Genomic DNA, 13,810 nt, shown 5'->3' on the forward strand with positions numbered 1-13,810 from the left:
TCAGGACTCCTGAACCGCCTCGGCGGTCTCGACCAGATCCGCCAGATTGAACCGCTCCGGCAGTCGACCCGCCACCGCCCGCTCCACGCGCTCGGCCACGGCGTTGAGCTTGACCCGCTCCATCACTTCGCCGGCAAATGCCAGCGTCAGCAGCGCACGCGCCATGGGTTCGTCGATTCCGCGGGTGCGCAAGGCATAGACCGCTTCCTCGTCGAGCTGACCGGTGGTCGCGCCATGCGAGCACTTGACGTCATCGGCGTAGATCACCAGTTCCGGCTTGGTGTCGATCTCGGCACGATCGGAAAGCAGCAGGTTGGCGTTGTTCTGGTACGCCTCGATCTGCTGCGCATCCTTCTTGACGAAGACCTTGCCGTTGAAGACACCGTGCGAGCGCTCGTCGAGAATGCCCTTGTAGTTCTCGTTGGAGAACGTACGCGGCGCATTGTGGTTGACCAGCGTGTGGTTATCGACATGCTGCCGACCCTGCACGAAGAACAGCCCGTTGTAGGTGGTTTCCGCGCCTTCCGCATTGAGATCGGCCACCAGATCGTTGCGCACCAGCGCGCCGCCGAGGTGGAGATTGAACGAGGCAAAACGGCTATCGCGGGCCTGCTCGACGTGGATGCTGGCCACGTGCATATCGCTGGAGCCCGTCTCCTGCAGTTTGTAGTGATCGACGATCGCACTGCGCTCCAGCAGCACCTCGGTCACCACATTGGTGAAGTTGGCCGCCTCGGGCTCACCGGTGTAATGCTCGACCACCGTGGCCTCGCTGCGAGCGCCGGCCTCGATCAAGACACGTGGGTGACTCATCACCGGCTGCCCGCCGGCGCGGGAAAGCATTAGCACGTAGATGGGCTTGTCGACCACGGTACCGGGGGACAGACGCACGACGACCCCTTCATCGGCGAACGCTGTATTCAAGGCCGTGAACGGCGAGAAATCGACGCCGGCGAGTCGGCCCAGAGAACCACCGACCGCTTCGTGATTGTCGGCGAGCGCCTGCGACAGCGGCTCGACGACCACCCCGGCCGGCAGCCCTTCGAGACGGGAAAGTTCGGCACTGAAGACCCCGTCGACCAGCACCAGACGGTAGGCGTCGAGCTCGAGCCGCTGCACCTCGAAACCCTCGGCGTCGTAGCCGGCATCGGTGGCCAGTGCGAAGTCGCCTTCGGCGATCCGCCGTACGTCGGTATATTTCCACTCCTCGTCACGCCGGGTCGGAAACCCGAGCGCCTCGAAACGTGCCGCCCCGGCCTGGCGTCTTGCCGCAACCCAGCTAGGGTCCTCGGCACGCCGGGCGGTCAGCCGCTCGAGAAAGCGTTCCGGTGCACTCATGCGACAGACTCCTCCAGCACCCAGTCATAACCGCGGGCTTCAAGCTCGAGCGCCAGATCCTTGTCGCCGCTCTTGGCGATACGGCCGTCGACCAGTACGTGAACCCGGTCCGGTTCGATATGATTCAGCAGGCGCTGATAGTGGGTCACCATCAGAATGGCACGATCGGCGCTGCGCAGAGAGTTGACACCCTCGGCAACGACTTTCATGGCATCGATATCGAGTCCGGAGTCGATCTCGTCGAGCATCGCGAGCTTCGGCTGCAGCACCAGCATCTGCAAAATCTCGTTACGCTTCTTCTCGCCGCCGGAGAAGCCTTCGTTCACGGCGCGCTGAAGAAAGCTGGTATCCATCTTCATCTGCGCGCTCTTTTCGCGCACCAGCTTCATGAACTCGGGCGCCGGGATTTCGCCTTCGCCCCGCGCGGCACGCGCCGCGTTGAGCGCCGCCTTCAGCAGATAGATGTTCTTGACCCCGGGAATTTCGATCGGGTACTGGAAACCGAGCAGCAGACCGGCGCGGGCGCGCTCTTCGATCTCCATCTCGAGCACGTCCTGCCCTTCGAACAGAATCGTGCCCTGGGTGACCTCATAGCCATCCTTGCCGGCGATCACGGCGGAGAGCGTGGACTTGCCGGCACCGTTGGGGCCCATGATGGCGTGAACTTCGCCAGCATTGACGGTCAGATTGAGGCCCTTGAGGATCGCCTTGTCCTCGACGGTGACGTGAAGATCTTTGACTTCGAGCATGTGAATACCTTGAGACGATACGGGCCGCCACGGCGGCCGCGACAAAAAGCGTGAGTGGCGAGATCGCGCGAGCGCGTCAGCCGACGGAACCTTCGAGCGTAACGTTGAGCAGCGCTTCCGCCTCGACGGCGAACTCCATCGGCAGCTCCTGGAAGACGTCCTTGCAGAAGCCGTTGACGATCATGCTGACGGCGTCCTCCTCGTCGATACCGCGCGCGCGGCAGTAGAAGAGCTGGTCGTCGGCGATCTTGGAGGTCGTCGCTTCGTGCTCGACAGTCGCCGTGGAGTTGCCGATCTCCTGATACGGGAAGGTGTGCGCACCGCACTGATCGCCGATCAGCAGCGAATCGCACTGGGTATAGTTGCGCGCGCCCTTCGCTCGCGACCCGATCTTGACCAGCCCGCGATAGGCCTGGTCACTGCGACCGGCAGCGATACCCTTGGAGATGATCGTCGAGCGGGTGTTCTCGCCGATATGAATCATCTTGGTCCCGGTATCGGCCTGCTGGCGGCCATTGGTCACCGCTACCGAATAGAACTCGCCGATGCTCTCCTTGCCGCGCAGTACGCAGGAAGGGTATTTCCAGGTGATCGCCGACCCGGTCTCGACCTGGGTCCAGCTGATGCGCGAGCGATCGCCGCGGCAGTCGCCACGCTTGGTGACAAAGTTGTAGATGCCGCCCTTGCCATCTTCGTCGCCGGGATACCAGTTCTGTACCGTCGAGTACTTGATGTAGGCATCTTCCAGCGCCACTAGCTCGACTACTGCGGCGTGTAGCTGGTTTTCGTCACGCTGCGGCGCCGTGCAACCTTCCAGATAGGAGACCTGGGCCTGCTTGTCGCAGATGATCAGCGTGCGCTCGAACTGGCCCGTGTTGGCGGCGTTGATCCGGAAATAGGTAGACAGCTCCATCGGGCAGGTCACGCCCTCCGGCACGTAGACGAAGGAGCCATCGGTGAAGACCGCCGAATTGAGCGCGGCAAAGAAGTTGTCCGACTGCGGCACGACCGTGCCCAGATACTGGCGAACCAGTTCGGGATATTCGCGGATCGCCTCGGAGATCGAGCAGAAGATCACGCCCGCCTCGTGCAGCTTCTCCTTGAAGGTGGTCGTCACCGACACAGAGTCGAAGACCGCATCCACCGCCACGCCAGCTAATGCCGCGCGCTCGTGCAGCGGGATCCCCAGTTTCTCGTAAGTTTCCAACAACTTGGGATCGACCTCGTCCAGACTCTGCGGGCGATCCTCGGGCTTCTTCGGCGCGCTGTAGTAAGAGATCGCCTGATAGTCGATCGGCGGATAGTCGAGGTGCGCCCACGAAGGCGGCGTCATGTCGAGCCAACGGCGGTAGGCCTCGAGTCGCCACTCGAGCATCCACTGCGGCTCTTCCTTCTTCTGGGAAATAAAGGCGATGACGCTCTCGTCCAGGCCGGGCGGCACGGTATCGCTCTCAATATCCGTCACGAATCCTTGCTTGTATTCGCGACGAACCAACTGCTCCATCTCTTCGCTAGCCATGGTCTTCTCTCCTCTCCACCGAGAGTCTTGTGGCGAGAACACGATCCTGGGCGCCTGCAGCCGCCGCGTCGTCGCGCCCTCTTAATGTCTCGTCACGTCGTGTGTCGTCACGCCTTCACGGCCGAAGGCAAGGTCACGCTCTGGATCGGCAGCTGCACCGGCAGCTTGATCGGGCTGGACTGCGCCAGATGGGCCAGGGTCACCCCCTCCAGCAAGGTCCGGATCGCCAGCGACACGCGCTGCCAATTGTCCGCCACGCCACAGGTCTCCTGCAGCTCGCAATCACCATCGGCATGGCTGCACTCGGTCATGCCGATCGGCCCTTCGATGGCGGCAATAATATCGCTCGCGGTGATATCCGCCGGCGCCCGAGACAGCACATACCCCCCGTGCGCGCCGCGGCGGGAAACGAGAAGCCCGCTCCGAGACAGCATCTTCAACGTCTTCCCCACCGTCGGCTGCGGCAGGCTCACGCACTGCGACAGTTCAGACGCCGTGTGGGCATGCCCGGGATCTCGCGCGATCTGCGCCATGATCACTGCGGCGTAATCCGTCAATTTCGAGAGTTTCAGCATACGGCGATGCCCCGTTCGATCCTGACAGCTGCGATATAGGACTATTTTAGTCCTCTTTGGGCGTGACTGTGAACCCTGGCGAGCCCACGGGTCGCGCTCAAGCGCGCTCATATCGGCCCTCCCCGCCACACCGATGGCCTTTCACGGCAACAGCCACTCTAGCGAAAACCCGAGGCCAAACCACAGCACGACCTGCTTACCCAGACAGAACGCCCTCGCTCAGAAAAAAGGTCGATCGACATCCGCTAATGTAACAACGGTAAACAGGAATCACTTTCAACTTTCATTTCTCGGCGTCTGAATACGAAAAATGCAAAAGGCAACAAAAAACAAAACTTGGAAATATTTGATTCTAAAACTCACCTTATGGATTCACAAAGTTACATTAAGCGCTTTTTAGCGCTTTTCCCTGTCGGCATTTGGAGACATTAGACGTCGGTCTGAGGTGACCCTCAGTGCACTACCATCGCAGGAACCTTGCACGCAGCACTACATCAGAAATTGCCGAATTGGACCCTCGTAAACTTTCTACCTAACGTTGCTCAGGACATTTCGGGAACGCCGTTCGTCACCGTCGGTAAAAGAAAAAAAGCCGACAAGCTCTATCAATTCAATGATTTATAAAAATCCGGCCGCAGCCGGCCGGGTTTTCTTGAAGATAGGTAACGTCGAATACCCTGCACACCGCGCCCGGCGACACCCCGGGCATCGGGTGACGAACAACGCGTCCCGCGAAGTGATTGCCAGTGATCAGGCAGTTCGATCGTTCACGTCGGAAGCGCCGCTTCACGACGCTGAACAGTAACGATACGAAACCAGCAAGGAGAGCCATCATGCGGATTACCATCTTTGGAACGGGCTATGTGGGCCTGGTAACGGGTACCTGTCTGGCCGATGCCGGCCACGAAGTCATGTGCATGGATGTCGACAGCAGCAAGATCGAAGGACTGAAGAACGGCATTGTCCCGATCTACGAGCCCGGCCTCGAGACGCTGGTCAAACAGAATGTCGCCGAAGAGCGCCTGCTGTTCACCACCGATCCGGCCGAAGCCGTCAGCTTCGGCACACTGCAGTTCATTGCCGTCGGCACACCGCCGGATGAAGACGGCAGTGCCGATCTCAAGTACGTGCTGAGCGTCGCCGACACGATCGCCGAGCACATGCAGGAGTACAAGCTGGTAATCGACAAGTCGACGGTGCCCGTCGGCACGGCGGATCGCGTCAACGACGCCATCGCACGTCGCCTCGCGGCCCGCGACGTGGATATCGCTTTCGATGTCTGCTCGAACCCGGAGTTCCTCAAGGAAGGTTCTGCCGTCGAGGACTTCTCCCAGGGCGCCCGCATCATCATAGGCTGCGACTCGCCGCGGGTAGAACCGCTCATGCGCGAGTGTTACGCCCCGTACAACCGGCGCCAGGAAAAGCTGATGTTCATGGACATCCGCAGCGCCGAGCTGACCAAATACGCCGCCAATGCCATGCTGGCGACCAAGATCAGCTTCATGAACGAGGTCTCCAATCTGGCCGAACGCCTCGGCGCCGACGTCGAGAACGTCCGTCGCGGTATCGGCAGCGATCCGCGCATCGGCTACAGCTTCATCTATCCGGGCTGCGGCTACGGTGGCTCCTGCTTCCCGAAGGACGTCCAGGCGCTGGCGCGGACGGCCAGCACCGTCGACTACGAAGCCGAGCTTCTCAACGCCGTCGAAGCGGTGAACTACCGCCAGAAGACCAGTCTGTTCACCAAGCTCTCCCAGGCGCTCGATGGCGACCTCAAGGGCAAGACCATCGCGGTCTGGGGCCTGGCGTTCAAGCCCAATACCGACGATATGCGCGAAGCGCCGAGCCGCGAGCTGATGGAGTCGGTCTGGGCGGCCGGTGGCAAGGTACGTGCCTATGATCCGGAGGCCATGAAGGAGTGCCGACGTATCTACGGCGACCGCGACGACCTGGTGCTGACCCAGCGCCGCGACGACACCCTTGAAGGTGCCGACGCCCTGGTCATCTGCACCGAGTGGAAAGCCTTCCGTACGGTCGACTTCCGCCGCCTGCGCGAGCAGCTGACGACACCGGCGATCGTTGACGGCCGCAACCTCTTCAATCCGGAAAGCGTCCGCGCCGCCGGGCTGCTCTACTTCGCCGTGGGTCGCGCCGATTCACTGCACTTGCCGCAGTCGAATGTCTCAGCGCCAGCCGCGTCGGTCGAGCGCAGCGCACCTAGCGTGGCCTACACCCTCTGATGCACGCCGGTGGCCCTGCCGCCGGCATCCCGAACGATAGAGACCAAGCTGGTGGCGCCCTGCGCCACCAGCCGGGATCGTGCGTTCCTCGCTCTCTGAACGCACGCGCGCAAGGAACGCCTCAGAGGACATACGCCAAGGACATCCCGATGAGCGAGATCAACTATACAAGCGCCCGACCCAGTCGCGCCTCGACCGCCACCGAAATCACGGTGATGCTGTTGATCATGGCACTGGTCGTGCTGCTGGTGTCCCACCTACCGGGCGATGTATTCCATCCCGGTTCCAAGAGTTTCATTCTGGCCGTCGGTCTGATCGGCGTCTGGCGATACTCCTGGTGGGCCGTCCAGGCCGTGCGTTCGGTCTGGTACAACCGCCGGATGTTTCCGCGGTTGCGCGCCGCCGCCGATCTGGCCGGAGCCCAGGAGACGCCGGATGCGCTCTATATCCTATGCACCTCGTTTCGCATCGAGACCGAGGTCACCTTTGCCGTCTACGATGCGCTGATTCGCGACGCCGCCCGCTACGGCGTGCCGACCACGATCTTCGCCGCGATCGCCGATCGCAGCGACGTCGATATTATCGACCAGGTGATGGATGAACACGGCTGGCCGGACAATATCAGCATCCGCTACATGTTCCAGAAAGGAGACGGCAAGCGCTCGGCGATGGCCGAAGTGCTGCGAGCGATCTCCCGCTGCATGCCGACATCGCGGTCGCTGCTGGTGAGCATGGATGGCGATATCCGTATCGAGCCCGGCACGCTCGAGCGCTCGCTCTCCTTCTTCCTCGCCCAGGAGGATCTGGGTGCGATCACCACCAACAATAACGCGGTCGTGATCGGCGACGACGCCACCAAGGAGTGGTATGACCTGCGTTACGCGCAACGTCATCTGGTCATGAGCTCGACGTCGGTCTCCCAGCGCCTGCTCGTGCTGACCGGACGTTACAGCGCCTTCCGCGCCGACCTGGCCACTCGCGACGACTTTATCGAACTGGTCGAGAACGACCACGTCGAGCACTGGCGTTTTGGCAACTTCAAGTTTCTGTCCGGCGACGACAAGTCGACCTGGTACTGGCTGCTCAAGAATCGCTGGAAGATGCTCTATCTGCCCGATGTCTATGTCACCGGGTTCGAAGAGCTGCCCGAGCGGAATCGCTTCTTCAAGTCGACCCAGGACCTGATGCGCCGCTGGTTCGGCAACATGCTGCGCACCAACGGCCGCGCCATCGAGCTGGGCCCGAAGCCGATGGGCTGGTTCACCTGGTGGAGCCTGGTCGATCAGCGCCTGTCGATGTGGACCACCCTGATCGGCCCGACCATCGCCATTCTGCTGACTCTGTTCGTGCGGCCCTCGTTCATCTTCGCCTATCTGCTGTGGATCCTGATGACGCGCGGCGTGACCAGCCTCGTCCTGGCCGCCCAGCGCGGCCGCTGGAGCCCCCTATGGGTGCCGATGCTTTACTACAACCAGCTGAGCGGCGCGATTCTGAAGACCTACGTCAGTTTCCGCTTCAACCGCCAGAAATGGTCGCGCCAGGGCATCTCCGCCGGCGAGCCGGACGATCCCCGCGCCGTTCGCCGCCAGCGCCTCGGTGGCCACCTGATCCACGCTCTCTACTTCGGCGCACTGGTGTTCGTGCTCGCCGTGGCCGGTGGCGTGATGGCACCGGCTGACCGCCTCTCGGTCGCCGCCATGACCGGCGAAGAGCCGGCCAGCGCCGAGAACGCGCCGCACGGCGACAGTTATTGGCTCGCCCTGACGCTGACCGATACACCGCTGAATGGCGAGGTGCAGTTGCCGAGCGGCCGCTTCCATCTGGACGACAGCTTTCCCGAGCGCGTGGCCACGCTGGACCGCATTCGTGCCGACGGCTGGCGAGGCTTCGGCGACGCCGAGCAGCCAACGCGGCTGAGCGTGGACCCCGGCATGGCCGAGCGGATCAGCGCGGCCGGCGACACGCTGGCCAGCGCCGGACACCTGGCGTGCCAGTCGGACTCGCCCTGTGAGCTGCAGGTCGCCGACCACAAGATTCACCTGACCGAGCTTGAGCTATCGCTCGCGCAGGCCCCCCGCAAGGACGACGAGACGCTGGCCCAGAACGGCCGGTAAGTCAGGGATATCCAAGGAGAACTTATCATGTCGGATCAATTCAACGACGCCAGCAAGGATTCGGATCAACTGCGTCACGAGCGTCGCGACGAGCGCCGCCACGTCCGCGTCGAGATGCCCTTCAACGTCCGCCTGGGCGACGACCGGGTGGTCAAGGGGTACGACCTGTCGATGGGCGGCTTCTCCGCCTTCACCTCGCTGCATTTCGAACAGGACCGCGAGATTACCGTCGCACTGATGCTGACTGCCAGTGGTGTCGAGCTAAGCCTCTCCGCCAAGGCTCGCCCGCTGCGGGAACTCGGCGAAGCGAACCATCAGCGCATGGCGTTCGAATTCACCGAGCTCGATCCCAACCAGCGCGAGATCCTGCGTCGCGTCATTCGCGCACAGATGAGCGGGCGTCACGTCAGCCTCGAGGGCTTGGTCGATCAGGAAGATCCGCAAACCCCGCGCAAACGCCAGGCCAACGTGGCAACCCCCGCGCGCCAACCCAAGCGCCGCGTGCCGGTATTCCGCTACACCGCGCTCCTGGTGGCCGCTGGCGTGCTGACCGCCGTGGTCGCCGCCACGATCTACCGCAATGTGTTCTTGATCGAGCCCAGCTTCGCCGCGGTGACGGCGCCGCGTACCGATATCCTGGCACCGGGCGCCGGGCAGCTGGAAAACCTGCAGCTCAACGCGGGCGATCAGGTCGAACGCGACCAGCCGCTGATCCAGGTCAATAACGCCGAGCTGCAGAACGATCTGCTGCTCGCGCAGGCCTCCTTCGACTACAACAACCGTCTGGTCGACAACCTGCAGGAAAGCCTCGATGAGGCCCGCGGCGGTGATGTCAGCGTCGCCACCTCCTCCAACCCGGGCCAAGGCGACATGGGCTACGAAACGCTACCGCCCGAAATCGCGCAGACCCGCGTCGAGCAGTTCGAGACCGCTCGCGACTACGAGAGCTCGCGCATCGATGCTTATCAGTCGCGGGTCTCTGCCAACACCATCTACAGCCCGTGCAACTGTGAAGTGGCCTGGGCGCTCAGCGCCGCCGGCGGTACCTACGTCAACGAAGGCGACCGCGTCATGACGCTGGTCAGCACGCACGACAACGACGTGATGGTCGAGGCGCTGGTGCACATGGACGATATCGGCGACATCGAGAGCCACCAGCAAGCCTACATTGCGCTGCCGAACGCCTCAGAACCGATCCCGGCGCGCGTCCGCAGCGTCGCCCTCGACGTCGAACGCCAGCCGCGTGCCGGCTTCCCGGACTGGGTGCGCCAGCAGCAGAACGTGGCCAGCGTCCTGCTGGTCCCGGAAGAGCCGCTGCCCGCCGGTGCCGTCGGCACGCCGGTCGACGTCCGCTTCACCGAAGCCCCGATGCTCGACACCGCCGCCGAATGGACCTATCAGGCCGGCCGCGCCGTGTTCCAGGGCGTTCAGTCGCTGTGGGGCGAAGCCACCGAGCGCCTGCAGAGTGCGATGAACTGATCGGCAGTGCCGGGGCCGCTATTCGGCCCCGGCCTGGCCATTCCCGGCCCGATCCATCGACAAACGGCATTCGCAAGGAGACAAGCATGACTGGATTCTCGCCGCACAACACGCTCGGCGCGACGCCGTCGCGCCACGCCGGCCGCCCCCGGCTCAAGGCCGGTGTCATCGCAATGGCGCTGGCAGGGCTCGGTACGCTCTCGCCGTCCGTCCAAGCGTCGGACGATGACGCGCTGATGACACCGCAGCAGTCGGCCTGCTCGACCCGCTATACGCCGGTCTCGACGTTGCCGCTCGGTGCCGCCGCAGGCGACCTGGCCGCCTGGGCCAAGGACACGCTCGGCGCCCAGCGACGCTGGGGCGAGCAGAACCTGAGCATCCTCGGCACCGGCAACAGCGGCCTGGAAGGCCCTGCACTGCGTGTTCGCTACCCCGAAGGCAGCTCCTCGCCGAGCGACGCTGCCGAAGGTGGCGCCGGCTTCGTCGTGCCGACGCCGGCACTGCGTCAGACGGATCGTGCCTGCCTGCGCTATCGGGTGCGCTTCGAGTCCGGCTTTGACTTCGTCAAGGGCGGCAAGCTGCCGGGGCTCTACGGCGGTGACGGCCCGACCGGCGGCGACGAGGTCACCGGCGAGAACGGTTTCTCGATGCGCTTCATGTGGCGCAAAGAAGGACAGGGCGAACTCTACGAGTATGTCGCCAACAAGGATGCCGACTACGGCGAATCGGTCGGTCGCGGCGCCTGGCACTTCACGCCCGGCCAATGGGTGACGATAGAGCAGGAAATCGTACTGAACGATCCCGAAAGCGATGACGGCATCGCCCGGGTCTGGATCGATGGCCAGCCCATCCTCGAACAGCACGGCATCGTCTATCGCACCACGGACCAGGTGCATATCGACGGCCTGATGTTCTCGACCTTCTTCGGCGGCCACGGCAGCGACTGGCGCACACCGCGCGATCAAACCGTCGATTTCGCCGACTTCATGCTGATGACGCCGCAGGCGTGATCGCCCACTCGACAGGGAGTCGACCTTCATGAACCGGATGTCATTTTCGAACCCAAGACGTCTCGTCGCCCTATTGGCGGCAATGGCGCTGCTCGGGCTTTCCTTTTCTGCCAGTGCCATGACCTACGAGGCACGCCAGGAGCTGGATCTTTCGCGCTACACCGTGACCGATCCCGACGCGTCCTATTTCGACGTCGACGCACGCATGGCACTGCTGGCCCAGACCGACAACGACCTGCTGCAGTACAACCGGGATCAGTTGCAACACGGTTTCAGCTGTCAGCAGGCGCTGCAGACCCCCGCCCTGGATAGCGTCATCCGTATCCCGGGCTACTATCCGCAGCCCCAAGCCTGGGAGCTCGCCTCCGAACCGCTGTTCGATTTCGAGGACACGATGTCGAACCTGGCTGGCGCCTACGTCGCCAGTGGCGATGACTACTACGCCGACTGCGTGGTCCGCTTTCTGGACAAGTGGGCGACCCAGGACGCGCTGAGCGACTTCTACTACTCCCGCCGCGACCCGCAAGCATGGTACTCGACCGAGTCAATGATGTTTGCGGCGGCCATGGCCTACTCGATCGTCCGCCCCGCCATTGCCGACGAGCGCCCCGAGGCGATCACCCGCATCAATCACTGGCTCAACCAGCTCGCGCACCGGCACTCATCGATCCGCGGCGGCGAAAACAGTTGCTGCAACAACCACTTCTACCGGCGTGCGCTCTACGCCAGCATGATCGGCGTGCTCACCGACGACGACGAGCTGTTCCAGTTCGGTGTCAGTGCTATCTACTCGGCGCTGAGCGACATGCTGCCCAATGGCGCCCTGCCCCGCGAAATGGCTCGCGGCCGCCGCGCCAGCCACTACCAGAACTACGCCCTGCTCTACCTCGTCAACATCATGCAGGTCGCCTACCGACAGGGCTACGACCTGTTCGAGCTGGAGTACAACGGCCACACCATCAATGAGGGTGTGCAGTTCGCGCTGGATACCTTCGACGATCCGGCCGCGCTCGGTGATCTGGCCACGCATAACCAGTATCGCGGTTTCCTCGACGACGAGCAGTACCTGGCGTGGATGGAGATCTACCTAGATCACCGCGACGACGCGCGCATTTCACGCTACGTGAGCCAGAAACGGCCGATCGACAACCGTAGCGCCGGCGGTTACGCCACGCTCTATTTCATGGATCCCGACGCGCAGGAACGCGCGCTGCCGGAGCCGAAACCCAGCGAAGATGGCGTGCCGCGCGAGCTCGCGGAGTATTAAGAAGGAGGGCTTCACCAAGCCGTACAGCGTCAGGCAGCTAGAAGAACGCAGGGAGAAACGCATGTCAGGGAACGAAAAAACCAAACTACGATCGCGGCCGCGTCGCCCGGGTTTCGGCGGCGCACTGCGCAATCCGATTCGCAGGACGCTAGGCGCCCTTAGCACGGGGCCGGTCGCGCCACGGCGCGCCACGCGCCCGATACCGCCGCGAACCAAGGTCGGCCGCCTACGCACAATCGCGTCGCGCAAAAGCCTCTCACGCGACGGCATGGCGCCTCTGCTAAGCGCCATGTTGCTCGGGCTGGCGATGCCGGCGCACGCCATGACCTACGAACAGCGTCAGCAGTTGGACCTGTCATCGTATGTTGTTACCGCGCCCGACGCCTCCTACTTCGATGTGGAGGCCCGCATGGCGCTGCTCGACAAGACGGACAACGATATTCTGCTGAACCGTAGCGCCCAGCTGGCCCGCGGTCCCAGCTGCCGCCAGATGCTGGCCAAGCCGCCGCTGGACGGCGTCATTCGCATCCCGGGGTACTACCCGTCCCCGGAAGCCTGGGAATTGGCCTCGGTGCCGCTGTTCGAGTTCGAGGACGCCGTGACCAACCTGGCCGGTGCCTATGTGGCCAGCGGCGATGGCTATTACGCCGACTGCCTCGTCCGATTCCTGGATAAATGGGCGCGCCAGGATGCCATCGCCAGCTTCTACTACTCGCGTCACGATCCGCAGGCCTGGTATTCGACGGAGTCGCTGATCTTTGCCGCCGCCTTCGCCTACTCCATCGCGCGGCCGGCGGTTGACGATCGACCCCAGGCGATCGAGCGCATTGACCGCTGGCTCAACCGCCTGGCGTGGACCCACTCGTCGATCCGCGGCGGCAAGGGCGATTGCTGCAACAACCACTTCTACCGTCGTGCGCTCTACGCCTCGATGATCGGTGTGCTGACAAAAGATGACGAGCTTTTCCAGTTCGGCGTCAGTGCCGTCTACTCGGCGCTGAGCGACATGACCCCAGAAGGCGCCTTTCCGCTGGAGATGGCTAGAGGCCGACGAGCAAGCCACTACCAGAACTATGCCCTGATCTATCTCGTCAACATCATGCAGGTGGCCTATCGCCAGGGCTACGACCTGTTCGCGCTCGAGCGCCACGGTCACACCATCGACGACGCCGTGCAGTTCGTCCTCGATACTTTCGAGGATCCGGCGGCATTGGGCGACCTCGCCACACATGCCCAGTACCGCGGTTTCCTTGATGACGCCCAATACCTGGCATGGATGGAGATCTATCTACGCCACCGCGACGATCTGCGGCTGTCCGAGTACGTGCGTCCGCGGCGGCCACTCGACAATCGCAGTGCGGGTGGCTACGCCACCTTCTATTTCATGGACCCGGGCGCGCAACGCCGAGCCATTCCCGACGCCGAGCCGGACCGGCTCGCCGGTATCGAACGGCACTGAAGGCGGATACGCAGGATCCCTGATACCGGCCCGCCCCAAGGAAGACGCGGGCCATACCGA

At 63.2% G+C, this 13,810-nt stretch carries 10 protein-coding genes; 6 read left to right on the forward strand and 4 right to left on the reverse strand.

Annotated features, from left to right (window positions below):
• The 4 genes from sufD to MC381_RS06190 form a co-directional block, all read right to left on the reverse strand.
• Positions 1 to 1,338 (reverse strand): Fe-S cluster assembly protein SufD, encoded by a 1,338-nt coding sequence (gene sufD, locus MC381_RS06175; protein ID WP_251976853.1) that lies wholly within the window; start codon positions 1,336 to 1,338, stop codon positions 1 to 3.
• Positions 1,335 to 2,087: a Fe-S cluster assembly ATPase SufC gene (gene sufC / locus MC381_RS06180; RefSeq protein WP_251976854.1), complete on the reverse strand. Its 753-nt coding sequence runs from the start codon at positions 2,085 to 2,087 to the stop codon at positions 1,335 to 1,337. The genes sufD and sufC overlap by 4 nt, the downstream gene beginning before the upstream one ends.
• A 76-nt stretch (positions 2,088 to 2,163) precedes the next feature.
• A complete protein-coding gene (gene sufB, locus MC381_RS06185) occupies positions 2,164 to 3,606 on the reverse strand; it encodes a Fe-S cluster assembly protein SufB (protein ID WP_251976855.1) in 1,443 nt (480 codons plus the stop codon).
• 107 nt (positions 3,607 to 3,713) lie between these two features.
• Complete coding sequence (locus MC381_RS06190) at positions 3,714 to 4,181, reverse strand: SUF system Fe-S cluster assembly regulator (RefSeq protein WP_251976856.1); 468 nt, start codon at positions 4,179 to 4,181, stop codon at positions 3,714 to 3,716.
• Between the two features lie 833 nt (positions 4,182 to 5,014).
• Between MC381_RS06190 and MC381_RS06195 the strand changes: the two genes are divergently transcribed.
• From MC381_RS06195 to MC381_RS06220, 6 genes are all read left to right on the forward strand, one after another.
• Positions 5,015 to 6,421, forward strand: a complete 1,407-nt coding sequence (locus tag MC381_RS06195) for a UDP-glucose dehydrogenase family protein (protein WP_251976857.1) — start codon at positions 5,015 to 5,017, stop codon at positions 6,419 to 6,421.
• A 149-nt stretch (positions 6,422 to 6,570) separates the two neighbouring features.
• The gene (locus MC381_RS06200) at positions 6,571 to 8,535 is read left to right on the forward strand and encodes a glycosyltransferase (protein WP_251976858.1); all 1,965 of its coding nucleotides are present in this window, start codon (positions 6,571 to 6,573) and stop codon (positions 8,533 to 8,535) included.
• A 27-nt stretch (positions 8,536 to 8,562) separates the two neighbouring features.
• Positions 8,563 to 10,014, forward strand: a complete 1,452-nt coding sequence (locus tag MC381_RS06205) for an alginate biosynthesis protein Alg44 (RefSeq protein WP_251976859.1) — start codon at positions 8,563 to 8,565, stop codon at positions 10,012 to 10,014.
• An 86-nt stretch (positions 10,015 to 10,100) separates the two neighbouring features.
• Positions 10,101 to 11,024 carry a polysaccharide lyase gene (locus MC381_RS06210; RefSeq protein ID WP_251976860.1) on the forward strand — a complete coding sequence of 308 codons (924 nt, stop codon included), beginning with the start codon at positions 10,101 to 10,103 and terminating at the stop codon, positions 11,022 to 11,024.
• A 28-nt stretch (positions 11,025 to 11,052) separates the two neighbouring features.
• Positions 11,053 to 12,291, forward strand: coding sequence for an alginate lyase family protein (locus tag MC381_RS06215; RefSeq protein WP_251976861.1), 1,239 nt, complete (start codon positions 11,053 to 11,055; stop codon positions 12,289 to 12,291).
• A 268-nt stretch (positions 12,292 to 12,559) separates the two neighbouring features.
• Positions 12,560 to 13,750: an alginate lyase family protein gene (locus MC381_RS06220; protein WP_251976862.1), complete on the forward strand. Its 1,191-nt coding sequence runs from the start codon at positions 12,560 to 12,562 to the stop codon at positions 13,748 to 13,750.
• The last annotated feature ends 60 nt before the right edge of the window (positions 13,751 to 13,810 follow it).

This window comes from Salinicola avicenniae, assembly GCF_023736115.1.
GTDB classification, from domain to species: Bacteria; Pseudomonadota; Gammaproteobacteria; order Pseudomonadales; family Halomonadaceae; genus Salinicola; species Salinicola avicenniae.

Coding starts and splice junctions, on each gene's coding strand:
- sufC (WP_251976854.1), bottom strand. CDS start 2,087: ATGCTCGAAGTCAAAGATCTTCACGTCACCGTCGAGGACAAGGCGATC.
- MC381_RS06200 (WP_251976858.1), top strand. CDS start 6,571: ATGAGCGAGATCAACTATACAAGCGCCCGACCCAGTCGCGCCTCGACC.
- MC381_RS06215 (WP_251976861.1), top strand. CDS start 11,053: ATGAACCGGATGTCATTTTCGAACCCAAGACGTCTCGTCGCCCTATTG.
- MC381_RS06210 (WP_251976860.1), top strand. CDS start 10,101: ATGACTGGATTCTCGCCGCACAACACGCTCGGCGCGACGCCGTCGCGC.
- MC381_RS06205 (WP_251976859.1), top strand. CDS start 8,563: ATGTCGGATCAATTCAACGACGCCAGCAAGGATTCGGATCAACTGCGT.
- MC381_RS06195 (WP_251976857.1), top strand. CDS start 5,015: ATGCGGATTACCATCTTTGGAACGGGCTATGTGGGCCTGGTAACGGGT.
- sufB (WP_251976855.1), bottom strand. CDS start 3,606: ATGGCTAGCGAAGAGATGGAGCAGTTGGTTCGTCGCGAATACAAGCAA.
- MC381_RS06220 (WP_251976862.1), top strand. CDS start 12,560: ATGGCGCCTCTGCTAAGCGCCATGTTGCTCGGGCTGGCGATGCCGGCG.
- sufD (WP_251976853.1), bottom strand. CDS start 1,338: ATGAGTGCACCGGAACGCTTTCTCGAGCGGCTGACCGCCCGGCGTGCC.
- MC381_RS06190 (WP_251976856.1), bottom strand. CDS start 4,181: ATGCTGAAACTCTCGAAATTGACGGATTACGCCGCAGTGATCATGGCG.